Here is a 24,335-nt window from a genome sequence, read left to right on the forward strand (position 1 = left end):
CGGCAACTGGCCGGCGGGCGCTGGCGGCGCGCGTCGGCTGGGCTATAGGGCGCATGTAGTCATGCGGCCCGACATCCTCAATCCGCTGTTCGCCGAGATCACCGCGCTGAAGGGCGTCGGGCCGGCGCTCGCCAAGCCGCTCGACCGGCTGGGGCTGACACGCGTGGTCGACGTGGCGTTCCACCTGCCCACCGGCTGGATCGATCGGGTCGCACGCGACGAGTTGATGGCTGGCGATGCCGGAAGGGTCATAACGATCACGTTGACCCCGCGCGAATATCGCAGCTCGACAGGCCGCGGACCGACACGGGTCATGGCGACCGATGCGCACGGCAATTTCGTCAGCCTCGTCTATTTCGGCGGTCATCCCGGCTGGGCCAAGAAGCTGCTGCCGATCGGCGAGGCGCGACGCGTATCCGGACGGCTCGACCAGTATGGCGACGCACTCCAGATCGTACATCCCGATCTAGCCGACCCCGATGAGGATTTCCGCGCCCGCGAGCCGATCTATCCACTGTCCGAGGGTTTGACATCCCGCCGGCTGGCAGCACTGGCTGCGCAGGCGGTCGAGCGTGCACCACTCCTGCCGGAATGGATCGAGCCCAGCCTCAAGGCCGGGCGTGGCTGGCCATCGTGGCACGAGGCCTTGGTTCGTATCCACGCCGACCCCGCCGACGGGAAAGCGCGGGAGCGGCTGGCCTATGACGAGGTATTCGCAAGCCAGCTGGCGATGACGCTGGTGCGCGCGGACACGCGCAAGCGGCGCGGCAGGGCACTGGTCGGCGACGGCAGGCTGCGCACGCTGTTGAACCTGCCCTATCAGCTGACCGGCGCGCAGGCGCGCACGATCGCGGAGATAGAAGGCGATCTCGCGCAGCAATCACCGATGCTGCGCCTGCTGCAGGGCGATGTCGGCGCGGGCAAGACGCTGGTCGCGGCGATGGCGCTGCTGGTGGCGATCGAAGCGGGCGCGCAGGCGGCGCTGCTCGCACCGACCGAAATCCTCGCCCGCCAGCACTATGAAACCTTGCGTCGGACGCTGTCTGGCCTGCCGGTGGAGGTCGCCATCCTGACGGGGCGCGACAAGGGGAGGGCGCGAGAAGCGACGCTGATGGCGTTGGCGGATGGCAGCATTGATCTGCTGATCGGCACCCACGCGATCTTCCAGGAGGCGGTTCAGTACCGCGATCTCGCGCTGGTCGTCGTGGACGAGCAGCACCGGTTCGGCGTGGCGCAGCGGATGATGCTGCAGGACAAGGGGCGCAGCCCCCACCTGCTCGCGATGACCGCCACGCCGATCCCGCGCACCCTGACGCTGGCGCAATATGGCGAGATGGACGTCAGCCGGCTGGACGAGATGCCGCCCGGGCGCCAGCCGATCGAGACGCGGGTTCTGTCCGAGGATCGGCTGGACGATGTCGTCGCGGCACTCGGTCGCCATCTGGATGGAGGCGGACAGGCCTATTGGGTGTGTCCGTTGGTGGAGGAGAGCGAAAAGTCGGATCTCGCCGCGGCAGAGGCCCGCGCAGAGGCGCTGCGGCGGCAGTTCGGTGACCGGGTCGGGCTGGTGCACGGACGCATGAAGCCTGCCGAGAAGGACGCCGTGATGGCCGCGTTTGCTGGGGGTGTAACCGGTGTTCTGGTCGCAACGACGGTGATCGAGGTCGGGGTCGACGTGCCGAACGCCACGTTGATCGTGATCGAGCATGCCGACCGTTTCGGGCTGGCCCAATTGCACCAGCTGCGCGGCAGGGTGGGGCGGGGAACAGGACAATCAACCTGCCTGCTCCTGCGGGGGAATGCGCTCAGCGAGACATCGCGGGCGCGCCTTGCCCTGATGCGCGAGAGCAATGACGGTTTTCGTATCGCGGAGGAGGATCTGCGCCTGCGGGGTGGTGGCGAGATGCTGGGGACGCGGCAGTCCGGAGAGGCGGCGTTCCGGCTCGTCCAGCCGGAGTTGCTCGCCGACCTGCTGCAATGTGCCCACGACGATGCGCGTCTGCTGATCGACCGTGACGGTGGTTTGACCGGAGCGCGGGGTACAGCGGCGCGGACGGCATTGTACCTGTTCGAGCGCGATGCCGGCGTGGCGCTGCTCCGCTCCGGCTGAACGCCAGCAGCTTAAATGCTGCGCAGCATTTGGTGCAGCATTGCCTCGTAAGTCGGCAGGTCGACGACCTTCAGCAGCTTGCATCCCATGCGACCGCCAAGGGCCCAGCGGACCTCGGCCTTAACCAGCCCCAAGGCTGGCAGGATGACAGTCAGGATGTCGCCGGCAGCCCATTCACCGTCCGCGCGGGCCATGAAGCCGGCCGATGAGACGTTGACGATCGTGACGGTTCGTTCGGCGCCGTTCGCCTGCGCGATACGCGTGCGGTGCATCACTTCCTGTCGCTGCTCGCGACGGTCGTCCCATGATACCGGCTGAAAACTCGCCATGACGCTCCTGGCACCTCACACGACGGACTGTGGCGCGATGCCCCTTCGACCTATCGACCTAAGCGTTGACAATAACTTACCCCTTGGGGTCATTCACACTTTTGTCTTAGTCAGCAAACCATGCAGTTTCTTTCCTGCTGACAATCTTACGCTTTTGTCCTGAACTGTAACCAGCGCGGTATCGTCGACGACCTTCTCGCCATCAATCCGCGCGCCACCACCAGCGATCAGGCGACGGGCCTCCCCCCGCGACTTGGCGAATCCTAGTCCCACCAGGGCGTCGACGACGGCGATCGAATCGCGTTCGATCGCCAGGGTAGGCAGCGATTCGCCGGCTCCTCCCTCCTCGAAGGTCCGTCGGGCGGTTTCCGCCGCCTCCTCCGCCGCGGCGCGCCCGCGGCACATCGCCGTCGCCTCCGTCGCCAGCAGCTTCTTCGCCTCGTTGATCCCGGCGCCGGGCAGCGTTTCCAGTCGGGCGATCTCATCGACCGGCAGGTCGGTGAACAGTCGCAGAAACCGACCGACATCGCGGTCGTCGGTGTTGCGCCAGAACTGCCAGTAATCGAGATGGGACAACTGATCTTCGTGCAGCCAGACGGCGCCCGACATGGTCTTGCCCATCTTGCCGCCATCCGCGGTGGTGATCAGCGGCGTGGTGACCCCGAACACCTCTGTCCCATCCATCCGGCGGGCCAGTTCGATGCCGTTGACGATGTTACCCCATTGGTCGCTGCCGCCCATCTGCAACCGGCAACCGGCACGGCGCGACAGTTCGACGAAGTCGTAGCCCTGCAGGATCATGTAGTTGAATTCCAGAAAGCTTAGCGACTGCTCACGGTCCAGCCGCAGCTTCACCGAGTCGAACGACAGCATCCGGTTGACCGAGAAATGCTGCCCGACCTCGCGCAGGAAAGGGATGTATTCCAGTCGGTCCAGCCACTCGGCATTATCCAGCATCGCCGCGTCGGTAGGACCGTCGCCGAACGTCAGGAACCGTTCGAAGATGCGCTTGATCGACGCGATGTTGGCGTTGATCGTATCCGCACTGGACAGCTTGCGCGCCTCGTCCTTGAAGCTGGGATCGCCGATCTTGCCGGTACCCCCGCCCATCAACACGATCGGCTTGTGCCCCGTCTGCTGCAGGCGACGGAGCAGCATGATCTGGACCAGGCTGCCGACATGGAGCGACGGCGCGGTCGGATCGAACCCGATATAGCCGGGCACGATGCCCTTGGCGGCAAGCGCATCGAGCGCCGCCGCATCGGTCATCTGGTGGACGTATCCGCGATCCCGAAGGACGTTGAGCAGCTCGGACTGGTAGGCCATAGCCCCGGTTAGCAAGGGTTCGGGGGATCGTCACCCTGCCACGAACCCAGACTGCGCGATCAGTCTGTCCGCAGCATCGTCACCGGATCGACCGGCACCCGGCCCCGTCTCAGTTCGAAGTGGAGCGCCGGCCGCTCGGCCGACCCGCTGTCGCCGGAAAGGGCCAGGCGTTGTCCTCGCTTCACGCTCTGCCCGCGCGTGACGAGAAGTCGGTTCGCATAGCCATAGACGCTGGTCCACCCGCCACCGTGACGGACGATCACCAGCCCTCCCAGGGCGGCGATGCCGCTGCCGGAATAGGCAACGATGCCGTCGGCAGTGGCGCGGATCGGCGTCGACAGCGGCGCGGCGATATCGATGCCGTTACTGCGTTCGCCCGTCCCACCCGCCCCGAACCGACGAACGATCCGGCCGCCCGCCACCGGCCAGGTAAAGCCTCCCGCGGCGAGCCGCACCGGCGGCGCGACGACGGCGGTGGCGGACAACGGGCGCGAAGCGTGCACGGCCGCGCGGGCGGGAGGCTGTCGCGGAATCTGTGCCGGTTCGCCACCGGTCAGGATATCGTCGACATCAAGCCGGAAGGCTGCTGCCCGCTCCGCGGCGCGACTGAGCGGCGATCCGATCGCGGGGGACGGAATCAGGATGCGTGAGCCAGCTCGCAGGATATAGGGTTCTGCCAAGGCATTGATCGTCGCGATCCTCGACCAATCGACCCCGTAAGCGCGCGCGATGGCGATCCCGCTCTGACCCGGCCGAACCAGATGATAGCGCCCGCCCGGGATCTTCAGCCGCTGGTTGGTCCGGAGCGCGTAGGGCCATGAAAGAGCGTTCGCACGGGCGATCGCCTCGGCACTCGCGCCCGTTTCGGCCGCGATGCCGAGCAATCCCTCGCCATCCCGGACCAGCACGACCTGATCCGACACGGTTCGGGCGTCGGCCACGACGGTCCGTGCCTCCCAGGCTGGGAATTCCGTCGTGGAGGAGGGCGCTCCACCGTTTTCTTCCCGCTGCGCCGTCGCTCCTTGCAGCGCTACCGTCAGCCCGGCGGCCAGCAGCACGGCGCCGCGCATCAGTCGTAAGCCTGGGCCAGCCTCGCCAGCGAGGCTCCATGCGTCATGTCGAGGTGCAGCGGCGTGACAGACACATACCCGTCCGCGATCGCCTCCAGATCGGTGTCGCAGACGGGATCGTGCCGCATCTCTCCCAGCGCGAACCAATGGTATTCGTAGCCGCGAGGATCGACATTGCTGACGATCCGCAGCCGTCCATAATCGCGCAATCCCTGCGCCACGACACGAACACCCTTCACCTGGTCGGCGGGCAGGGCAGGAAAATTCACATTGACCAGCGTCCGTGGCGCCAGCGGTGCCTCGATCAAAGGGCGCAGCACGCGTTCGCCCCACGCCTCTGCGACAGAGAAGGGAACGGCGTCGCCCATCCCCTCGCGACTGTAGACCTGGCTCATCGCGATGGAACGGACGCCGGCCAGCGCTCCCTCCATCGCGGCGGAGACGGTGCCCGAGTAGGTCACGTCCTCGGCGAGGTTGGCACCGCGATTGACACCGGACAGGATAAGGTCGGGCGGGCAATCCTTCATGATCTTGGCGATCGCCATCATCACCGCATCGGTCGGTGTGCCGGACACGGCGTAGCGCTTATCGGCGAAGCGGCGAATGCGGAGCGGCCGGGTGAGGGTGAGCGAGTGGCCCGCGCCAGACTGCTCGTCAGCCGGTGCGACGGTCCACACATCGTCCGAGAAGCGCGCAGCGATCGCCTCGGCGACCTTCAGTCCCGGTGCGTGGTAACCGTCATCGTTGGTGATGAGGATGCGCATCAGCCGCGCGGCGACAGTCTGGTGAGGCCACCCATATATGGAACCAGTGCCGCCGGAATCGCGACCGATCCGTCCGCCTGCTGATAATTCTCTATGACGGCGACCAGGGTACGCCCGATCGCCAGCCCGGACCCGTTCAGCGTATGAACGAAGCGCGTCGTCTTCTCGCCCTCTGCACGATAGCGCGCGTTCATTCGTCGCGCCTGGAAGTCGGTACAGGTCGAGCAGCTGGATATCTCGCGATAGCGTTCCTGACCCGGCAGCCATACCTCCAGGTCGTAGGTGCGTGCCGCCGAGAACCCCATGTCGCCGGTGCACAGCAGCATCCGCCGGTACGACAATTCCAGTGCCTCCAGCACGCCCTCCGCACAACGGGTCATGCGCTCATGCTCCGTGTCGGATTCGTCGGGCGTGGTGATCGCCACCATCTCGACCTTTTCGAACTGATGCTGCCTGATCAGCCCGCGCGTGTCGCGTCCCGCCGCGCCCGCCTCGGACCGGAAGCACGGCGTCAGCGCCGCGAAACGCAGCGGCAGTTCGGTGTCGGAGAGGATCTTCTCGCGCACCATGTTGGTCAGCGACATTTCCGCGGTCGAGATCAGCCAGCGGCCGTCGGTCGTCTTGAACAGGTCCTCCGCGAATTTCGGAAGCTGCCCGGTCCCGAAGGCGACGTCATCGCGCACCAGCAGGGGAGGGACCACCTCCTCGAAACCGTGCTCGTTCACCAGCCGGTCGAGCATGAACTGGCCGAGGGCCCTGCTCAGCCGCGCCATGCCACCGCGCAACAGCGTGAAGCGTGCGCCGGCCAGCAGGACGCCGGTGTCGAAATCCATGCCGAGCGGCGGACCAATGGCGTCATGCTCTTGCACCGCAAAGTCCAACGTCCGCCGCTCGCCATGCTCATGCATGCATTGATTGCCGTTCTCGTCGGCTCCCTCCGGAACGTCGGCCATCGGCAGGTTCGGAATCGCCGCGAGTCGCTCGTCGAGGTCCGCGCCGGCAGCGCGTTCCTCCTCTTCCAGTTCGGGCAGGCGTGCTTTGAGCGCGGCGACCTCGGCCATCAGCGCTCCGGCCCGCTCCTCGTCCTTCGCCGCCTTGGCCTGGCCGATCTGCTTCGACAGGTCATTGCGCCTCGCCTGCGCCTCCTGCGCCGCCGCGATCGCACTGCGTCGACGTTCGTCGATCGTCACCAGCGACGTCGCCTGCGGCGGCAATCCGCGCCGCGCGAGCGCGGTATCGAAGGCACCGGGATTGTCACGGATGAGGCGGATGTCGTGCATGGGCAGCGCTATGACCGGCACCGGCATGGCGCGCAACCCGCCGTCGTCGGAGGCGTTGACCCGTTAATCGAAACGATCAGGAGACCTGCCTTGCAACTCGCCCACAACGCCGTCGTGCTCGTCGCGGATGGCCGCAAGATGCTGTTTCTGCGCAACGAGGGCGATGCCGCCTATCCGAACCTGAAGGTCGAGCATGCGCAGGAGCAGGAAAATCCGGCCGACCGCGATCATGTCAGTGACGATGCGGGTCGTGCCTCTTCGCCGCTGGGCGCATCGCAGAGTTCGATGGGTCGCGCGGACGCACATCAGGTGGAGGAAGACCGCTTCGCAGCCGATGCCGCCAATCTCCTGAAGCGTCGCGCACTGAAGAACGACTATGAGTCGCTGGTAGTGATCGCTCCGCCACGGACGTTGGGCGAGTTGCGGAAACATTACCACAAGGAGGTGGCTGACCGGCTTGCCGGCGAACTCGACAAGGATCTGACCGGCCACCCCATCCCCGACATCGAGAAGGCGATCGCCGCAGCCTGACCGGTGGATGCCATGGCGAGGAGCGACGCGCGTCGACTCCTTGCTATGGCTTACAGGACACAATTCACTGAAAACCGGATTTTGCTGTCCGCTCCCCTCGCTTGCCGCCATCCCGCGTCCGGACTATAGGGCCCTCAACATCGGGGGAGGCTCCTTGGACACGGACATGAATCCGGTCCGACGGGCCGAGGGAGATCGGTATGGCGACGGCACTTGATCGCGTTGACCCTTCCACTGGCCGCTCAGCGGCCAATGACGACGGATATCGGCCGTCAGCCGAAGAGCCGTTCATGAACAGCCGACAGCAGGCTTATTTCCGCAACAAGCTGCTGATGTGGAAAGAGGCGATTCTACTCGATTCGCAAGGAACGCTGTCTCAGCTCCAGCTGGATCCCCTGCGAGAGGCTGATCTAACCGACCGGGCGTCAAGCGAGACCGATTGGTCGATCGAATTGCGAACCCGCGACCGGCAGCGCAAGCTGATCAGCAAGATCGAGGCGGCAGTCCGCCGGATCGACGAGGGAGAATATGGCTATTGCGAGGTTACGGGAGAACCGATCAGCCTCGCGCGGCTGGAGGCGCGGCCGATCGCAACGATGACCGTAGAGGCGCAGGAGCGCCACGAGCGGCACGAAAAGGTCTCTCGAGAAGAGTAATCGTTTAAGTTTTTGTCGATGTTTGCGCGCTAGGGCCTTTCATCGACGCTTGTTTATCGGGACGGGACATGGACGGCTTTATCCGCGATACGGCTTCCGAGCCCGACCCAGAGATGGACGGATCGGAACAGCGTGCGCATCTGCGTACCGGCATGCTCCTGATGGCCGGGTTGCGCCTCGGCGATGATGCAGCCCCGCGTGAGGTTCGTATCCGCAATCTTTCGGAACAGGGCCTGATGGCGGAGCCGGGCATTCCCGTATTGGTGGGCACGTCGGTGTCCTTGGATCTCCCCGGCGTCGGTGAAGTGGCTGGTACGGTCGCCTGGAGTGCCGAAGGGCGGATCGGGGTGGCACTGGTCCGCGTGATCGACATCGCACTGGTGAACGCGGCGCGCTCCGCCAGCTGACCGAACACCGGTGTCGCCCTGACCGGGCATCACCGCTACCCGGGAAGGTAGCGGCAACCCCGTTACGACCGTCGTCAGAGACTGACGATCTCTTCCTTCAGTTTCAGCTTCTGTTTCTTCAGGTCGGACAGCCTCGCGGCATCGGGCTGCGGGCGGTGCGCCTCCTCGGCGATACGGCGGTCCAGGGTCGCGTGCTTGGTTTCCAGCGCGGTCTGGTGCGCGGTCGACTGCATGGGCAGATCTCCTTCCTGCTTGCGAGGGGTTCGAAGTAAACCACTCGGGCCGCCTTTTGTCGCCTGGCTTTCGCGCGATTGGCGATCATCCGTGCCCATTTTTCCGCCAGTCGTTTGGCGCTCGCCCAACGGTGCCTGCATCGGCTAACAGGGGTTGTCAGGGAGGATCGGGTGGACGAGGAGCAGATCAGGGAACGTCTGGACGGGTTGAAGCTGGAGCATCGCGACCTGGATGCCGCGATCGCGGCACTGGCCGCCATCGGCTCGCTCGACCAGGTCCAGCTCGCCCGACTGAAGAAGCGCAAGCTGCGCCTGCGTGACGAAATGTCGATGCTGGAAGACGAACTGCTGCCCGACATCATCGCCTGATCGTCCCGGCTGCCCCGGTCAGGGACAGCAGCGATCGCCGGACGACCTTTTCGTAACGACCATGTCATGTCAGCACCGTCGCATGTTCGCCCATGCCGACACGCCCACCGTCCACCAGCGCCTGATCGAGGCGCTGTACAGCGACACGATGCTGCTCGCCGACGAAGCCCGCGAGTATGGCGAGCATCATGCGCGGAATGATGCGATCATGCTTGATCCGGCCACAAGCGTACTCTTCAGCTGCGAATCGCTGCGGCTGACGACCCGGCTCATGCATCTGCTCGCGTGGCTGTTGAACCACCGCGCCATCGCGGCGGGCGAACTGGATGCGGAACGTCCATCGGCCAGGCTGGTCAGCGTCGCCCCGACCGAAGCGACGCTGCGGCCGCAACTGCCCGAGCGTGCGGCCATCCTGATACAGGCGAGCGAAGGACTGTATCGCCGCGCGGTTCTACTCGACACCGCGATGGTCCGCTCTGATCCGAGCATCAGTCCCGCCCGCGCCATGCAGCAGCGGCTGGCGATCAATCTGCGCTAGGCGATCCGCGCCTTCGCCGCCTTATACTCCTGCTCCAGCCGTTCGACACGGATGGCAACCGGTTCGACCGAGGTGACGGCACCGACCCCCTGGCCGGCACCCCAGATGTCGCGCCACGCCTTCGCCTTGCTGCCATTGCCGGTACCGAAATCCATCGTCTTCAGGTCTCCCTGAGGCAAATTGTCGGGGTCGAGCCCGGCTGCGATGATCGATCCGCGCAGATAGTTGCCGTGAACGCCGGTGAACAGGTCGGAATAGACGATGTCGGCGGCCCGGGCGGACACGATGCCGTCCTTGTAGGCCGCGTCTGCATTGGCCTCCCTGGTGGCGATGAACAGCGACCCGACATACGCAAGATCCGCACCCATGGCGCGTGCCGCCAGAATTGCATCGCCGGTGGCGATCGATCCCGACAGCGCCAGAGGTCCGTCAAACCATTGGCGGATTTCCTGCACCAGAGCGAAGGGCGACTGCCGGCCAGCGTGCCCGCCGGCGCCAGCCGCAACGGCGATCAAGCCATCCGCGCCCTTCTCCACCGCCTTGCGCGCGAAACGATCGTCGATGACGTCGTGGAGCGTGATTCCGCCCCAGCCATGAACCGCGGCGTTCAGGTCCTCCTTTGCGCCCAGCGAGGTGATGACGATCGGCACCTGCCACTTGGCACAGGTCGTCAGATCGGCCTCCAGCCGGTCATTCGAGCGGTGGACGATCTGGTTTACGGCGAAGGGGGCGGCTGGGCGCTCAGGGTGTACGCGATTGTGTGCCGCCAGCGCTTCGGTGATCTGGTGCAGCCATTCGTCCAGCATGGCCGAAGGTCGCGCGTTCAGCGCGGGGAAGGAGCCGACGATCCCCGCCTTGCACTGGGCAATGACCAGTTCCGGTCCGGAAATGATGAACAGCGGTGAACCGATGACGGGAAGCCGCAGACGGCCGAGAACGGGCGGGATGGACATCGCCGGACTGTGGCTGGCACCGGCATCGCTGTCCAGCCGGCGTGTCGCGCGCTAGGAGGGACGAGTTTAGGAGACGAGCGTGAAGCCACTCGCGGGTGTGAAGGTGATCGAACTCGCCCGGGTACTGGCGGGCCCCTGGTGCGGGCAGCTGCTGGCGGATCTGGGTGCCGAGGTCGTGAAGATCGAACGGCCCGGCACCGGCGACGATACCCGTCACTGGGGTCCGCCCTTCGTGACCGGTCCGGACGGCGAAGCGCGTGACGCAGCCTATTATCATGCCGCCAACCGCGGCAAGCGGGCGGTCGCAATCGACATCGCCACCCGTCAGGGGCAGGACGAGGTACGCGCGCTGATACGGGATGCCGACGTGCTGATCGAAAACTACAAGGTCGGCGCGCTGCGCCGGTACGGGCTCGATCATGCCAGCCTGACGGCGATCACGCCCGGCCTGGTGACCTGCTCGATCACCGGGTTCGGCCAGACCGGCCCCTATGCCCATCGGGCCGGGTACGACTTCATCGTCCAGGGGATGAGCGGCTTCATGTCATTGACCGGCGAGCCGGACGGTCCGCCGGAGAAGGCGGGCATCGCCTATGCCGACATCTTCACCGGCGTTTACGGTGCCGTGGCGATCCTGGCGGCGCTGCGTCGTCGCGATCGGGAAGGGGTGGGATCGCACATCGACATGGCGCTGCTCGACACGCAGGTCGCCGTTCTCGCCAACCAGGCGCTCAACTGGATGGTATCCGGCGTGGTGCCCCACCGGATGGGCAACGGCCACGTCAATCTCGTTCCTTATCAGGCGTTCGCGGCGTGCGACGGCGAGCTGATCGTCGCGGTCGGCAACGACGCCCAGTTCGCCCGCCTCTGCGAAGCCCTCGACCTGCCGTTCGCTACCGATCCGGCCTATGCGACCAATGCGGCACGTATCGCCCATCGCGCCGCGCTCATCCCGCTGCTGGCGGCGGCGATCGCACCGTGGCGCAAGGCCGACCTTGCATGGGCACTGGAAGAACGCGGCGTACCGGCAGGTCCGATCAATCGACTGGACGAGGCATTCGGCGATGCGCAGGTGATCGCGAGAGGGCTGAAGATCGAGCGCGGCGGCATCCCGGGTCTGGCCAGCCCGATCGTCATCGATGGAGAGCGCATGGTCGCCGACCTCCCACCGCCGCCGCGTCCACGCTGAGCCCCAATGTTCTCCGTCTGGCGGCGCGATACGCTTCAACTCGCGCGTGACGCGTCGGTCACCGGGTCCAGCTCGCGCGCGTCGGGCGTCCGGGTGGTCGGCAGCGATCCTGTCTGGCGTTCGATGCGGCGGTGGATCACCGGCCGCTCGCCGTCGATCCAGAGGTTGTGGAGGATTTCGCTGCTTGCCTGATCGGCCTTCGTGCGGCGTTCGTTGTGGCGCACATAATCCAGCCAGGTGGCGAAATGATATCGTTCCACCCACAGCGTCGGCTCTGCCAGATCGCGCAAGAGGGTCCAGTGACGGGCGCCGTCGCGCCGCCGTATCCGCCGCCGTTCCGTCATCACCGCCAGGAAACGGGCAACGTCCGGCTCGGCGATGCGATGTTCGACGGTTACCACGATCGGCCCTGATCGTGCCTCGACCGGGATAGCGGTGGCCGGTTCCTTCCAGCTGTCGTTGGGATCGAGGTCGAGCTGGCTGATCCCGGGCAGCCGCGCGACGAAGCCGGCGACGATGCTCAGCAACTGGATCGTCGCCGCCGCCAGCAGCGCGGTAACGACGCCGTGATCGCCCGCGATGGAGCCGAACAGCCAGCTGCCGGCAGCCATCCCGCCGAATGCGGCCATCTGGTACAGCGAGATCGCCCGCGCGACGACCCAGCGAGGCGACGCCATCTGCACGCTGACGTTGAAGGTCGACAGCGCCAACACCCATCCGGCGCCCGCAAGGGCGAGGGCCGGCAGGATCAGCGGGAGCATCGTCGTGCTCGCGATCATGGCCGCACCGATGGCCAGTCCGCCCGCGGCAAGCCTGACCACGCCCTCGGTCGACAGGCGCGCGCGCAGCGTGCCGCTGCCGACTGCACCACCGACCGCGCCGATGCCGAATCCCCCCAGCAGGATGCCATAGGTCAGCGGACCGCCCCCGACGACGTCCCGCGCCACGATCGGCATCAGCGCGGGCAGCGCACTGGCCGCCAGTCCGAACAACGCGGCGCGCGCCAGAACCACGCGGATCTGCGGCGACATCTGCACATAGCGGACGCCGGCGGCCATCGCGACGCCAAGCCGTTCGCGCGGCAGACGTCGCGGCGGCAGGTCCGGCTGCCATCGCTTCAGGACGATCATCAAGCCGACATAGCTGCCGGCGTTGATCAGGAACGCAGCCGCCGCGCCAGCCGCCGCGACGATCGCGCCGCCGACGGCCGGGCCAAGGCTTCGCGCGATGTTGAAGCCCATGCTGTTGTAGGCGACCGCGCTAGGCAGCACTGCGCGCGGAACCATGTCGCCGACCGACGCCTGCCATGCCGGTCCGTTCACCGCCGTGCCGCAGCCTATCAGGAAGGTGAAGATTAAGAGCAGCCACGGCGTTATCATGCCGAGCCACGTGCCGATCGCGAGCAGGGCAGACACCGACAGCATGAAAGCCTGTGCCGCCAGCATCACCCGTCGCCGGTCCAGATTGTCCGCCACCGCGCCTGCCCAAAGCGACAGCAGCATGATCGGCAGGCTGGTCGACGCCTGAACGAGCGCGATCATCCGGGGCGAGGCGTTGAGCCCGGTCATCATCCACGACGCGCCGACCGACTGGATCAACCCGCCGAAGTTGGAACACAGACTGGCGATCCACACCGACCGGAACAGGGCGATGCGAAACGGCGAGATTCGGCTGGCGTCGGACATTCCTGCGCAATGCAGCAAGTGGCCGGTCGATCCAACCGGACGCTGCGAAGCGAGCCGACCTCTGCGGCAGCGTGGAACGCTTCTCAGGCCAGCCGCATGACCGCTGTCAGTCCTTGCTGGTTTGGAGGATAATGCGATTTACTGGCCGTCGCAGAATCGCGTGGTTGGGCGTCATTTTGTCGTGCGTCCGACTGCTTTCGCGATAGCCTGCCCCGACATCATCGTAGATCCGCCTCTTCCTATCGACGGCATCAAGTGCCGAACATCAATGCGTGTACTACAAGTGTACAGCATTTACATCTGCGCGGTAGCGGCTGAAGATACTGCACAAACCTTCCTCATGCTGCCCAAATAAATTATGCTAACTGACGTCAGATTTATGCGATTTTCTGCTGGTGACCGGCGGATTGCATCGGACTAGTTGCCGTTGCTTGTACTTGAGGGGTATCTTCAAGGCATCATGGATGCCGAAAAGTAGAGGTCCGTGCTGGCATGTCGTCCACGTTGAATCGCCGTAGTTTCGTCGGCTTGTCGGCCATGGCGATCGCCTCGTGGCGAGAGCAGGCGCTGGCAGCTTCGCGCAGCAATGCCGACGTTATGAATCCGCATTCCCTGACCTTCGACACACCGGCGACCGAATGGCTGGAGGCGCTGCCGATCGGCAACGGGCGGCTGGGGGGGATGGTGCGTGGTGGCGTCTATCATGAGGTCGTCTCCCTGAACGAAGATACCTTGTGGTCGGGCCAGCCTGTGCAGCCGCCCGCGGCCGATCCGGCGCGGCTGGCCGCGATGCGCGCGCTTGTCTTTGCGGGCGACTATCATGGAGCCGATCGGCAGGCTCGTTCGATGCAGGGCCCGTACAGCCAAAGCTATCAGCCGTTGGCCGACCTAACGCTGGATTTCGCTCAGGGCGACGCGCCAACAGACTATCGCCGCTTACTCGACCTCGACAGTGCGGTCGCCACCGTGGAGTATCAGGCGGGTACCGTGCATTACGTGCGCGAGGCGTTCGTCTCCCATCCCGATCAGATAGTGGTTCTGCGAGTGACCGCCAGCCAGGCGGGGGCGTTGGCCTGTCGTATAGCGCTGTCGAGCCTACTGCGCTCGACCGCTCGTGCGTCGGATCGCCGCATCGTGCTGACCGGCAAGGCGCCGACGATTTGCAAGCCGGACTACGACACGGTCGCCGAACCGATCATCTACTCGGACGAACCGGGCCGCGGAATGCATTTCGCCACGGTATTGGACGTGCGCACGGATGGGACGGCGACTGCCGACGGCGATGGCATACGAGTCGAAGAGGCGAGCATGATCGAGCTGCGAATCGCCGCAGCCACTGGCTTTCGCGGGTTCGATCATGCGCCCGATCTTGCCAAGTCGGTCGTGGAGGCAGCGGCCGGAGCGACGCTGGAGAAAACGGCACGTCGGGATTTCGCCAGGCTGCGGCGCGATCATGTCGACGCACACCGGGCGCTGTACCGCCGCGTGCAGCTGGATCTGGGGCCGACGCGAACCGGCGCTCCCACCGATCGCCGCCGGGTCGCCGACTTCGCACAACCCGACCCCGCGCTGGCAGCCCTGCTGTTCCATTTCGGCCGTTATCTGCTGATCGCGACGTCGCGACCCGGGACGCAGCCCGCCAACCTCCAGGGAATCTGGAACGAGAAGGTGCGGCCGCCGTGGAGCTGCAATCACACCACCAACATCAACATGGAAATGAATTACTGGCCGGCCGAGACGTGCAATCTTGCAGAATGCCACCTGCCCTTGATCGACCATATCGAGCGGCTGGCGCACACGGGCGCGATGACCGCGCGCACCTATTACGGGATGCCCGGCTGGTGCCTGCACCACAATACCGACATCTGGGCGATGACGAACCCGGTCGGCGAGGGGAGGGGTGATCCAAACTGGGCGAACTGGCCGATGGGGGGGCCTTGGCTGGCGCAACATCTATGGGAGCACTATGCCTTTGGTGGCGATCTCGCTTACCTGAGTACACGTGCATGGCCGCTGATGCGCGGCGCGGCGGAGTTCTGCGCAGCATGGCTGGTCCGCAATCCCGTTGGCGGGCGGCTGACTACCGCGCCCTCCATCTCGCCCGAGAACCTGTTTATCGCGCCCGACGGCAAGCCCGCCGCGATCGCTGCCGGCTGCACGATGGACCTCGCGCTGATCCGCGACCTGTTCGCCAACTGTTTAGCAGCCACCCGGCTGCTCGGCACCGATCAGACGTTCGCGGATCGGCTGGCATCGCTGGTTGAGGCGCTGGAGCCCTATCGCATCGGTCGCCACGGCCAGCTGCAGGAATGGTCGAAGGATTTCGCCGAGCAGGATGCCGGCCACCGCCACATCTCGCACCTGTACCCGCTCTATCCCGGCGCGGAGTTCACGGTGCGAGGCACGCCGTACAAGGCGGCAGCGGTGCGTGCATCGATGCTGCGGCGCGAGAACAACGGCGGTGCCGCCACCGGGTGGAGCCGCGCATGGGCGACGGCGATCTGGGCGCGGCTCGGTGATCGCGCCGCAGCCGGGCGCTCGTTGCAACTGTTCGTGAAGGACAGCCTGGCCGGTAACCTGCTCGATACCCATCCCGGGCCGGGGCACGCACTGTTCCAGATCGACGGCAATTTCGGCATCACTGCCGCGATCGCGGAGATGCTGCTGCAAAGTCACGACGGCGAGATCGCGGTCTTACCCGCGTTGCCGCCCGAATGGTCGACAGGATCGGTGAAGGGTTTACGCGCGCGGGGCGGCACCGTGGTCGACGTTGAATGGACCCACGATCGGATCAGTGTACGACTGGCCGGAAAGACAGGCCGGATAGCGGTGCGACCACCGCGCGGTTTTGCGGTAGCGGGGAGACCGGCCGGATTGAGTGCCGATGTCGCGCTCACAGAGGGGCGGCCGGTCGAGGTCGTCTTGCGGTTGGCCGAACGGGCATGATCCGATGGGCGACCGATGGTAATTCGGATATCCGTACACGGAACATCGTCAGCAGCGTCGCGCACGGGAATACCGAACGGGAAAGCTTGTTCAATCGGTGCCAGACGAACTGCGGGGTAGCGGCCCGACAGCATGATGCGGCGCTTGCACCACCATCGCAGGGGAGCGGATCAGCGGCTGTATCGCTCTCGCCTCGATCTGCGCGGACGAACAGGCGGCAACATCTGCCGATGCAAAGCGTATCGAACATCGCCGACGTGACGGCGGACATGCGGGGACAGGGTTCATGATCTTCGATACGCCAGCAGGCGACAATCCGACCGACCGGATGACGATCCTCGGCAAGCCGATCGACCGGTACGAGGGGCGTCTCAAGACCACCGGCACCGCCACCTACGCTTATGAATGGCAGGACGTGGCGCCGGGCTTCGCGTATGGCTACATCGTCGGCGCTGCGATTTCCAAGGGTCGCATCGCAAAGATGGACACGCGCGAGGCGGAGCGCGCGCGCGGTGTCGTCGGCGTTGTGACGTATCTCAATGCCGGCAAACCCGGCGTCGGCAAGTTCTACGTCCAGAAGATGCTCGCGGCGCCGGAGGTCGATCATTATCATCAGCCCGTTGCCGTGGTCGTTGCAGAAACCTTCGAGCAGGCCCGCGCGGCGGCCGCACTGATCCGTGTCGAATTTCAGCGGACGGCCGGACGGTTCGATCTGGCAGCCCAGAATCGCGGCGCGGCTGTCCCGCCGGAAGGCGAGTTCGGCGGGCCCAATGAAAAGCAGGTCGGCGACTTCGCCAGGGCATTCGCCACGGCTCCGGTTAAGGTCGACGAGACCTACACGGTTCCGGATCAGGCGCACGCCATGATGGAGCCGCATGCCTCACTCGCAAAATGGGAGGGCGACCGGGTAACGTGCTGGACGTCGATCCAGCAGATGAACTGGGGAACGCGCGACCTCGCGCTGATCCTGGGCATTCCGAAGGCGAACGTCCACCTGATCTCCCCCTACATCGGAGGAGGCTTCGGCGGTAAAGGGACCGTGCAGATCGACCTGGCGCTAGCGGCCATCGCTGCCCGCGTGGTCGGACGCCCGGTGAAGATCGCGTTGCAGCGTCCGATCATGTTCAACGCCACGATTCATCGCCCCAAGACCATCCAGCGCGTACAACTTGGGGCGGATCGTGACGGACGGTTGACCGCGATCGGTCACGACAGCTTGTCGGGTAACCTTGTCGGCGGGCGGACCGAGCCGACCGTCACGTCGACGAGGACGCTCTATGCCGGCGCGAACCGGCTGACCCGGATGCGGCTCGCGATCCTCGATCTGGCGGAAGGCAATGCGATGCGCGCGCCTGGCGAGGCGCCGGGATTGATGGCGCTGGAGGTGGCGATGGACGAGCTGGCGGAGAAGCTCGCGATGGACCCCGTCGAGCTGCGCGTCGTCAACGATACGCAGGTCGATCCCGAGAACCCGGGCAAGCCCTTCTCGACGCGGGCCTTCGTCCGCTGTTTGCGCGAGGGAGCCGAGCGTTTCGGATGGGAGAAGCGTCAAAGAAAGCCTGGTGCGGTTCGCGAAGGGTCGTGGTTGATCGGAATGGGCATGGCTGGCGCGATCCGTGGCGGCAAGATCGCCAAGGCAGGCGCCCGCGCTCGTCTGGACCGTGACGGGGTGGTGACGATCGAGACGGACATGACCGACATCGGCACCGGTAGCTATACCGTCGTTCAACAGACGGCGGCCGAGATCATGGGCGTCTCGCCCGATCGGATCGTCGTCAAGCTCGGTGACTCGACCTTTCCGGAGACGCCGGGATCGGGCGGGCAGCAGGGCGCGCCTTCGGTTACCGCAGGTGTCTACGCGGCTTGTATGAAGCTGCGTGAGATCGTGGCGCAACGGTTGGGCTTCAACACCACCAAGGTCGATTTCGTCGATGGACATGTGCGCAGCGGAAACCGCTCGGTAAAGTTGGCCGATGCGGCGAAAGATGGCGAGATCGCGGTCGAGGACATAATGGAATTCGCCAAACTGGCCGACCAATTCCAGCAACAGACCTTCGGCGCGCATTTCGTGGAGGTGGCTGTGGACGCCTACACGGGCGAGATACGCGTGAGACGCATGCTCGCGGTTTGCGCCGCCGGACGGATCCTCAATGCGAAGACGGCGAGGAGCCAGGTCATCGGTGGAATGGTCATGGGCGCAGGCGCGGCTCTCATGGAAGAAATGGCGATCGACAAACGCTTCGGCTTCTTCGTGAATCACGACCTCGCCGGCTACGAGGTACCGGTGCATGCGGACATACCGCATCTCGAGGCCCATTTTATCGACGAGGTCGATCCGACCATCTCGCCGGTAAAGGCAAAAGGCGTGGGCGAGTTGGGCCTGACCGGGGTCGCACCGGCGATCGCCAATGCCATCTACAATGCGACGGGCGTGCGAGTGCGCGAATATCCCATCACGCTCGAGAAACATCTCGATGGCCTGCCAGCGCTGGCGTGATCGTCACGCTGGGTACGGCAGATTGGGCAATGCCGGCGATCCAGGTGTCCGTAGCTTGAACACAGTGTTGACGCCGACGACAGAGCGGACCGCCACGATGACGAGTCTGGCGCGGACCGATACACGGGAACTCGCATGGCACGGCTCTTGCGCTGTCTGCATGGGGACGCCCCGAACGTTAACGTTCGCTTCGATGGAATGGACCGATACTGATGCTGACCGCGAAGACACAGGCTTGATTACGCTAGGACTCGAAGAAGGCTTGGTCGTAGCTCGCGCCCAGGCCTAACGGCTGCTTATCGAGGGATGTGGGTCGAGGCGCGTTCGGGCCGACGCTTTGTCCCCAGCAATCCAGCCACAGAGGAGACGCTGACGGAAGTTGCCCGTTCGGATCTACTCCTGTTGAAAACGCTAGCAGATGACGTGGGCTGGCACCTTCCACTCAAAACAATTGAGTATGAAGACGTACAAACAGCTTAACCACTTCCCTGAGTATTTATATATTACAAAAAACAGAAAATTTATGAAAATTCTGCATTACTGGCAATAATGAAGGACAGAAAGGTTATATGCCATGTACGATGATGTCATAGATATTTTCAACCAACTTATATTGACCGATTCAGAATTTTTAGATGATTTGCTCAACTATGCATTAGAAAGCATAGATAAAGTTAGCGAAACTAATCCGTGATCGACGTGATTGATAACTATAAATATCGTCGCTGAAGTACATGCTTGTCAAAACACCAGTCAAATGTCGTCTCATCGCAAGCAGAAGCCCGTTCACCATTTCGAGTAAGGGAGCAGCTCCGCTCACGGCGGAAACGGCCAATTCGAAGCTTGAAGAGCAGGGCAATCGTAAACCGAGCTAAAAACCGAGGGGGTGAGTCCAGCCTCGACCACCGCATCGGCCCATAGTCATCTTTAGGAATGGTGGACGCACTTGGGCTCGAACCAAGGACCCGCTGATTAAGAGAGCGCAATTCTTTGCTATAAATCAACCACTTAGCTGCATTCGTGTTTAATGATACCACCATCAGTCACCAGCGAGCGAGCAAATTTTTCAGCAAGCGACATCACAACTTCGGTCACTGCAAATGGGGTAAGTGCGCTCGGCGTGGCCGATAATCGAAGAGGTGCCGGCGGACGATAGCTTTAGAATGTCGATTGAGCAGTAAGCCTCACGCTATTAGTCGCGCATCGACCGCGCCATGAGGGCGCTGGCTGCGTGCGTGCGACAGCGCCCTGTACAGCGTGGAGGGGGCTTAAACGCCTTCTATGGTGGAGAACGGACCGACGGCTTCGGAGCGAGGATCGGCGTAACCTGACGTACGTTCATACGACGTAGCGGGTCGATCTAGCGCACGTCTGATGCGCTTTAACGTGTACTGCGGAAATGATGCCAAGCGTTAACCAGCTCCTCAGATGGTAACGGGCGATACGGCGACGGCATTATGTCCGAGGTTCAGGCGATCGCCATGCTGGGCGAGCATGAGGTGTGACGTGCTCCCCAAAGCCCTACCAGTCATAACTGGAGTCCGGGGTTGGTATGGTGCCCCTCGGGGCGGTGTTGCACAACCCGCCTGGCAGCATCGGCGGGCGTCAGCCCGCCAACACCACTATGCGGCCGCACATGGTTGTAGTCGTCGCGCCAGAGCCGCAGCACCGAGCGGGCATGGCCGAGCGATACGAACAGCGTCTCGTTGAGGCATTCGTCGCGCAGACGACCGTTGAAGCTCTCGACGTAGCCGTTCTGCTGCGGCTTGCCCGGCGCGATGTAGTGCCACTCGAGAGGCCGTTCCTGCGTCCATCTCAGGATCGCCAGGCTGGTCAGCTCGGTGCCGTTATCGCTGACAATCATCAGCGGCGGTACGCCCCTGAGCGCGATGATGGCGTCGAGCTCACGAGCGACACGCGCGCCTGACAGCGAGGTGTCCGCCACCAGCGCGAGGCACTCGCGCGTGAAGTCGTCGACCACCGCCAGGATACGGATGCGCCGGCCGCTGATCAGCGTGTCGCTGACGAAGTCGAGGCTCCAGCGCTGGTTCGGTCCCTGTGGCAGCGTCATGGGTGCTCGGGTGCCTATCGCTCGCTTGCGGCCACGCCGACGCCTGACCCGCAGGTTCTCCTCGCGGTAAAGCCGCAGCAGCTTCTTGTGGTTCATGACCAGACCCTCGCGAGCCAGCATGATCCCCAGCCGCCGGTAGCCGAAGCGCCGACGTTCCGCCGCGATCTCGCGCAGCCGCGACCGAAGGTCGCCATCATCACTACGCCGGGGCGCGTAGCGCACCGACGTCCTGTCCACGCTGAAGATGGTACACGCCCGACGCTCGCTGATGCCGAACAACTGCCGAGCATGCTCGACAGCCTTCCGTTGAGCGGCGGGCTTTACCAGTTTTTTGCCGCGACTTCCTTCAGCACGGCATTGTCGAGCATGGCGTCGGCCAGCAGCCGTTTGAGCCGGCCGTTCTCCTCCTCGAGCACCTTCAGCTTGCGCGCCTGCGACACGTCCATGCCGCCATACTTGGCCTTCCACGCGTACAGCGTCGCGCTGCTGATCCCGTGCTTGCGACACACATCGGCGGTCTTCATCCCACCTTCCTGCTCGCGCAGCACCGCGATGATCTGCTCCTCGCTGAACCTGGTCTTCTTCACGTCCGTCTCCTCACGAAGGCGGACTCTAGCTCAAACTGGCAGAGTTTCAGGGGAGCACGTCAGGTGGCTGAAGATGCCCGAGATGCTGCGATTACTGCATTAGCGAAGCGACATTCTACAATTGGGCGGCGAAGTGCGGCAGGGTAACCATGTCCTTACACCGAGCTACCGCCGCAAGAGCAGCCGATTAACTTGCTGGGTCAGGTCACGGCAATTGAAGCCCTTGAGCGATTCTTCGGCGAGCTCGCGGAAATCCTCCACCATCCGCGTCAGCGTCGCGCGGCGACCGGCGTCTTGGCAGTTCCGCATGACATCGCTGATCGTCGTCAGGTAATGCCGGGCCGCGATCATGTCCGCCGAGGCATATTGCGCCAGAGCGCCGAACGAGCGGTAGACGAAGCCTTCGAAGGTGACCGGGCAGGCGATCACCCGGAGCGTACCATCCTCGTCCGCCCTGAAGGAGGATGGCAGCGAACGCCGAGCGAGATCGGCCATCGCCGCCCCCAGCCAGTCGAGGCAGCTGTTGGCGGTGAAGGGATCGTTGACGCCAGGGGAGAGGGCGCGGGCGGCGATCTCCACCAATTCGTCGATGAAAAAGCGCATGTCTTGCAATGCGGTCCGCCGCGATCCGATCGCAACGGTGTCCCGGATCGCCATGATTGTCTCGTCGGTCATCGCACCGGCCGGCGAGATGTCGAAGAGCGTGCTGCCGAGATGAACGAAATCGCCGGGCCGGTGCCGCAGACGCAGGACGACGGCGTTCTGCCGAGCACTTTCGATCAGCTTCTCCTCGTCGACCAGCTGGATATAGCCGGTCTCCGTCGCCTCGATGAAATCCCGCCGTTGATGGTGGTCGGCACCCTCGTTCAGGCGAAGCGCGGCCGGGATGCGGGCCTCGTCGTCGGCAGGGTCCAGCGGTTCGCCGATGCCGATCGGATAGCGTCGGCTAAAGTCGGCGAGCAGCCGGTCGCCGATCCGCTCGATCACGCTGTTGATGTGGATGCGGCTGGGGACGTGGTGGATGAAGTAGATCAGCACCGCAATCGAGCAGAGGACCAAGAGGACGCCGACCAGCACCGCGAGCTGCGGGACAAATGCGGCCTCGCCCGCCTGCTCGCCGGGTGAGCGGATCGTCCGCACGACGACGAGCGAGTAGAGGAAGGTCGCGATGAAGGTGCCGAGCGTCACCTGGTTGCCGCGATCGGACATGAAGTTGCTGAGCAGCCTCGGCCCGTACTGGCCAGAGGCGTAGACGACGGCGGCGATCGTCACCGAGAAGGTAGTGCCCGCAACCCCGATCATCGATCCGCCGATCGAGGACAGAAGGCTGCGCGCACCCTCCGGCCGTGCCGCGTAGAGCCAGGGCAGCCGGTCCATCCACGCGGTCGCGTGATGGCTGTCAAGCCAGACCATGGCGGCCGCCAGCAGCAGCGCCGCGACCGCCATGATCGTCGGCACGAACCAGTAGCTCTCGCGCAACTCGCCCGCGAGGCGGATCAGCCTTGCCCTCATCGTGCTTCCTCCTGCGGACCTAACCGGCGCAGCAGGCGCTCGATCGTGCCGCCCTGCACGATGACCGAGAAGAGGACGACGAGGTAGGTCGCCGCGAGGATCACCGACCGCTGCGGCCCGTCGGGCAGGCCGAGCGCCAGCGCGACCGAGATGCCACCGCGCAAGCCTCCCCAGATCAGCGTCGCCGGGACGACCCGCGCATAGCGATGCCGCGGCCGGATCGCCTGCAGCGGCAGGACGACGGAGACCGCCCGCGCCGCGAGCGCCAGCGGGATCGTGGCGACCCCCAGCACCAGCAGCCGCGCGTCGGCCGGGATCGTCACCACCTCCAGCCCGATCAGCAGGAACAGGACGGTATTGAGGATGTCGTCGATCAGGTCCCAGAACTTGTGGAGATAGTCGCGCGTCGTATCGCTCATCGCGTGGGCGGCGCCGGCATTGCCCACGATCAGCCCGGCCACCGCCATCGCCACCGGGCCGCTCGCGTGCAGCGGGCGCGCGATCGCGTAGCCGCCCATCACCACCGCGAGGCTGATGAGCACCTCCACCTTGTAGTCGTCGATCGACCGCATCGCGTGGAAGGCGAGCCAGCCGATCGCGAGGCCGAGGAGCACGCCGCCGCCCGCCTCGACCGCGAACAGCCGGACGCCTTCGGTGGGCGAGAACGGCGCACCCGATGCGGCTGAGGCGAGCAGGATGGTGAAGATCACCACGCCGACCCCGTCGTTGAACAGGCTCTCGCCCGCCACCGTCGCCTCCAGCGTCGGCGAGACGTCGGTCCGCTTGAGCACGCCGATCACCGACACGGGGTCGGTCGGGCTGACGAGCGCGCCGAAGACGAAGCACCAGATCGCCGGCACGTCGAAGCCGATCGCATGGACGAGGAACAGGAACCCGCCGCCGATCAGCACCGTCGAAAGCGCCACGCCGATCGTGCTGAGGACGAGGATTGGCCAGCGTCCGCGCGCCATTTCCTGCCAGTCGACGTGGAGCGCGCCGGCGAAGAGGAGGAAGGACAGCATCCCCTCCATCAGCGTGGCGTGAAAGTCGATGCCGGCGATGAAGCGCACCACGTCGTGGCCGATGCCGAATCCCGGCACCAGCCGGTCGGCCGCGACCACGATCAGCGACGCGACCGCGCCCATCACCGTGAGACCGATCGAGGAGGGGAGCCGCAGGAAGCGGAAGTTGAGATACCCCAGCGCCGCCGCGAGCACGATCAGGATCGCCGCGGCATCGAACGGGGTCAGCACGAGGCCACCGATCCGGCCGCTCACAGAGG

General features: G+C 64.9%; 20 protein-coding genes. 9 read left to right on the forward strand and 11 right to left on the reverse strand.

Features of this window, described 5'->3' with window-relative positions; translation table 11 throughout:
- The first annotated feature begins 61 nt into the window (after positions 1 to 61).
- A complete protein-coding gene (recG, locus tag ABC319_RS02810; protein ID WP_413068775.1) occupies positions 62 to 2,110 on the forward strand; it encodes an ATP-dependent DNA helicase RecG in 2,049 nt (682 codons plus the stop codon).
- Between the two features lie 11 nt (positions 2,111 to 2,121).
- Here the strand turns inward: recG and ABC319_RS02815 are convergent, their stop codons facing one another.
- From ABC319_RS02815 to serS, 5 genes are all read right to left on the reverse strand, one after another.
- Complete coding sequence (locus ABC319_RS02815) at positions 2,122 to 2,439, reverse strand: PilZ domain-containing protein (RefSeq protein WP_413068776.1); 318 nt, start codon at positions 2,437 to 2,439, stop codon at positions 2,122 to 2,124.
- Positions 2,440 to 2,532: 93 nt separating this feature from the next.
- Positions 2,533 to 3,765 carry a tyrosine--tRNA ligase gene (gene tyrS / locus ABC319_RS02820; RefSeq protein WP_413068777.1) on the reverse strand — a complete coding sequence of 411 codons (1,233 nt, stop codon included), beginning with the start codon at positions 3,763 to 3,765 and terminating at the stop codon, positions 2,533 to 2,535.
- Positions 3,766 to 3,824: 59 nt separating this feature from the next.
- The gene (locus ABC319_RS02825) at positions 3,825 to 4,835 is read right to left on the reverse strand and encodes a peptidoglycan DD-metalloendopeptidase family protein (RefSeq protein ID WP_413068778.1); all 1,011 of its coding nucleotides are present in this window, start codon (positions 4,833 to 4,835) and stop codon (positions 3,825 to 3,827) included.
- Positions 4,835 to 5,599 carry a 5'/3'-nucleotidase SurE gene (gene surE / locus ABC319_RS02830; RefSeq protein WP_413068779.1) on the reverse strand — a complete coding sequence of 255 codons (765 nt, stop codon included), beginning with the start codon at positions 5,597 to 5,599 and terminating at the stop codon, positions 4,835 to 4,837. The genes ABC319_RS02825 and surE overlap by 1 nt, the downstream gene beginning before the upstream one ends.
- Positions 5,599 to 6,879, reverse strand: a complete 1,281-nt coding sequence (gene serS, locus ABC319_RS02835) for a serine--tRNA ligase (RefSeq protein ID WP_413068780.1) — start codon at positions 6,877 to 6,879, stop codon at positions 5,599 to 5,601. Before serS ends, surE begins: the two co-directional genes overlap by 1 nt.
- Positions 6,880 to 6,969: 90 nt before the next feature.
- Between serS and ABC319_RS02840 the strand changes: the two genes are divergently transcribed.
- The 3 genes from ABC319_RS02840 (at position 6,970) to ABC319_RS02850 (ending at position 8,473) form a co-directional block, all read left to right on the forward strand.
- The gene (locus ABC319_RS02840) at positions 6,970 to 7,410 is read left to right on the forward strand and encodes a host attachment family protein (RefSeq protein ID WP_413071592.1); all 441 of its coding nucleotides are present in this window, start codon (positions 6,970 to 6,972) and stop codon (positions 7,408 to 7,410) included.
- Between the two features lie 200 nt (positions 7,411 to 7,610).
- Positions 7,611 to 8,066: an RNA polymerase-binding protein DksA gene (gene dksA, locus ABC319_RS02845; protein WP_413068781.1), complete on the forward strand. Its 456-nt coding sequence runs from the start codon at positions 7,611 to 7,613 to the stop codon at positions 8,064 to 8,066.
- A 68-nt stretch (positions 8,067 to 8,134) separates the two neighbouring features.
- Positions 8,135 to 8,473: a PilZ domain-containing protein gene (locus ABC319_RS02850; RefSeq protein WP_413068782.1), complete on the forward strand. Its 339-nt coding sequence runs from the start codon at positions 8,135 to 8,137 to the stop codon at positions 8,471 to 8,473.
- A 74-nt stretch (positions 8,474 to 8,547) separates the two neighbouring features.
- On the opposite strand, the gene ABC319_RS02855 is transcribed toward ABC319_RS02850, so the two are convergent.
- Positions 8,548 to 8,706 carry a DUF465 domain-containing protein gene (locus tag ABC319_RS02855; protein WP_413068783.1) on the reverse strand — a complete coding sequence of 53 codons (159 nt, stop codon included), beginning with the start codon at positions 8,704 to 8,706 and terminating at the stop codon, positions 8,548 to 8,550.
- Positions 8,707 to 8,877: 171 nt separating this feature from the next.
- On the opposite strand from ABC319_RS02855, the gene ABC319_RS02860 reads away from it, so the two are divergent.
- Both ABC319_RS02860 and ABC319_RS02865 read left to right on the forward strand, forming a co-directional pair.
- Positions 8,878 to 9,075, forward strand: a complete 198-nt coding sequence (locus ABC319_RS02860; RefSeq protein ID WP_413068784.1) for a DUF465 domain-containing protein — start codon at positions 8,878 to 8,880, stop codon at positions 9,073 to 9,075.
- An 82-nt stretch (positions 9,076 to 9,157) separates the two neighbouring features.
- Complete coding sequence (locus ABC319_RS02865; RefSeq protein WP_413068785.1) at positions 9,158 to 9,613, forward strand: DUF1465 family protein; 456 nt, start codon at positions 9,158 to 9,160, stop codon at positions 9,611 to 9,613.
- Here the strand turns inward: ABC319_RS02865 and ABC319_RS02870 are convergent.
- Complete coding sequence (locus tag ABC319_RS02870; RefSeq protein ID WP_413068786.1) at positions 9,610 to 10,566, reverse strand: NAD(P)H-dependent flavin oxidoreductase; 957 nt, start codon at positions 10,564 to 10,566, stop codon at positions 9,610 to 9,612. The genes ABC319_RS02865 and ABC319_RS02870 overlap by 4 nt on opposite strands.
- 79 nt (positions 10,567 to 10,645) lie before the next feature.
- Between ABC319_RS02870 and ABC319_RS02875 the strand changes: the two genes are divergently transcribed.
- Positions 10,646 to 11,755: a CaiB/BaiF CoA transferase family protein gene (locus ABC319_RS02875; protein WP_413068787.1), complete on the forward strand. Its 1,110-nt coding sequence runs from the start codon at positions 10,646 to 10,648 to the stop codon at positions 11,753 to 11,755.
- A gap of 35 nt (positions 11,756 to 11,790) precedes the next feature.
- Here ABC319_RS02875 and ABC319_RS02880 read toward each other — a convergent pair whose 3' ends face one another.
- Positions 11,791 to 13,440 (reverse strand): MFS transporter, encoded by a 1,650-nt coding sequence (locus ABC319_RS02880; protein WP_413068788.1) that lies wholly within the window; start codon positions 13,438 to 13,440, stop codon positions 11,791 to 11,793.
- A gap of 597 nt (positions 13,441 to 14,037) precedes the next feature.
- On the opposite strand from ABC319_RS02880, the gene ABC319_RS02885 reads away from it, so the two are divergent.
- Both ABC319_RS02885 and paoC read left to right on the forward strand, forming a co-directional pair.
- Complete coding sequence (locus tag ABC319_RS02885; protein ID WP_413068789.1) at positions 14,038 to 16,386, forward strand: glycoside hydrolase family 95 protein; 2,349 nt, start codon at positions 14,038 to 14,040, stop codon at positions 16,384 to 16,386.
- Between the two features lie 286 nt (positions 16,387 to 16,672).
- Positions 16,673 to 18,883 (forward strand): aldehyde oxidoreductase molybdenum-binding subunit PaoC, encoded by a 2,211-nt coding sequence (gene paoC / locus ABC319_RS02890; protein ID WP_413068790.1) that lies wholly within the window; start codon positions 16,673 to 16,675, stop codon positions 18,881 to 18,883.
- A 1,528-nt stretch (positions 18,884 to 20,411) separates the two neighbouring features.
- Here the strand turns inward: paoC and ABC319_RS02895 are convergent.
- The 3 genes from ABC319_RS02895 to ABC319_RS02905 all read right to left on the reverse strand — a co-directional run bounded on the left by ABC319_RS02895 (position 20,412) and on the right by ABC319_RS02905 (position 24,330).
- Positions 20,412 to 21,541, reverse strand: a protein-coding gene (locus ABC319_RS02895; RefSeq protein ID WP_413068384.1) for an IS3 family transposase whose coding sequence is annotated in 2 segments (ribosomal slippage) — positions 20,412 to 21,289 and positions 21,289 to 21,541 — 1,131 coding nt in all. Because the reading frame shifts where the segments join, the coding sequence is not laid out codon by codon here.
- 165 nt (positions 21,542 to 21,706) lie between these two features.
- Positions 21,707 to 23,053 carry a DUF2254 domain-containing protein gene (locus ABC319_RS02900; RefSeq protein WP_413068791.1) on the reverse strand — a complete coding sequence of 449 codons (1,347 nt, stop codon included), beginning with the start codon at positions 23,051 to 23,053 and terminating at the stop codon, positions 21,707 to 21,709.
- Positions 23,050 to 24,330: a cation:proton antiporter gene (locus tag ABC319_RS02905; protein ID WP_413068792.1), complete on the reverse strand. Its 1,281-nt coding sequence runs from the start codon at positions 24,328 to 24,330 to the stop codon at positions 23,050 to 23,052. Before ABC319_RS02905 ends, ABC319_RS02900 begins: the two co-directional genes overlap by 4 nt.
- Between the last annotated feature and the right edge of the window lie 5 nt (positions 24,331 to 24,335).

Origin of the sequence: Sphingomonas phoenicis, assembly GCF_047238005.1 — a bacterium.
Classification (GTDB): Bacteria; Pseudomonadota; Alphaproteobacteria; order Sphingomonadales; family Sphingomonadaceae; genus Sphingomonas.

Excerpts from the sequence above, each read along its gene's own strand:
- recG (WP_413068775.1), top strand. The coding sequence starts at position 62 with ATGCGGCCCGACATCCTCAATCCGCTGTTCGCCGAGATCACCGCGCTG.
- ABC319_RS02815 (WP_413068776.1), bottom strand. The coding sequence starts at position 2,439 with ATGGCGAGTTTTCAGCCGGTATCATGGGACGACCGTCGCGAGCAGCGA.
- tyrS (WP_413068777.1), bottom strand. The coding sequence starts at position 3,765 with ATGGCCTACCAGTCCGAGCTGCTCAACGTCCTTCGGGATCGCGGATAC.
- ABC319_RS02825 (WP_413068778.1), bottom strand. The coding sequence starts at position 4,835 with ATGCGCGGCGCCGTGCTGCTGGCCGCCGGGCTGACGGTAGCGCTGCAA.
- surE (WP_413068779.1), bottom strand. The coding sequence starts at position 5,599 with ATGCGCATCCTCATCACCAACGATGACGGTTACCACGCACCGGGACTG.
- serS (WP_413068780.1), bottom strand. The coding sequence starts at position 6,879 with ATGCACGACATCCGCCTCATCCGTGACAATCCCGGTGCCTTCGATACC.
- dksA (WP_413068781.1), top strand. The coding sequence starts at position 7,611 with ATGGCGACGGCACTTGATCGCGTTGACCCTTCCACTGGCCGCTCAGCG.
- ABC319_RS02850 (WP_413068782.1), top strand. The coding sequence starts at position 8,135 with ATGGACGGCTTTATCCGCGATACGGCTTCCGAGCCCGACCCAGAGATG.
- ABC319_RS02855 (WP_413068783.1), bottom strand. The coding sequence starts at position 8,706 with ATGCAGTCGACCGCGCACCAGACCGCGCTGGAAACCAAGCACGCGACC.
- ABC319_RS02865 (WP_413068785.1), top strand. The coding sequence starts at position 9,158 with ATGTTCGCCCATGCCGACACGCCCACCGTCCACCAGCGCCTGATCGAG.
- ABC319_RS02870 (WP_413068786.1), bottom strand. The coding sequence starts at position 10,566 with ATGTCCATCCCGCCCGTTCTCGGCCGTCTGCGGCTTCCCGTCATCGGT.
- ABC319_RS02880 (WP_413068788.1), bottom strand. The coding sequence starts at position 13,440 with ATGTCCGACGCCAGCCGAATCTCGCCGTTTCGCATCGCCCTGTTCCGG.
- ABC319_RS02885 (WP_413068789.1), top strand. The coding sequence starts at position 14,038 with ATGAATCCGCATTCCCTGACCTTCGACACACCGGCGACCGAATGGCTG.
- paoC (WP_413068790.1), top strand. The coding sequence starts at position 16,673 with ATGATCTTCGATACGCCAGCAGGCGACAATCCGACCGACCGGATGACG.
- ABC319_RS02900 (WP_413068791.1), bottom strand. The coding sequence starts at position 23,053 with ATGAGGGCAAGGCTGATCCGCCTCGCGGGCGAGTTGCGCGAGAGCTAC.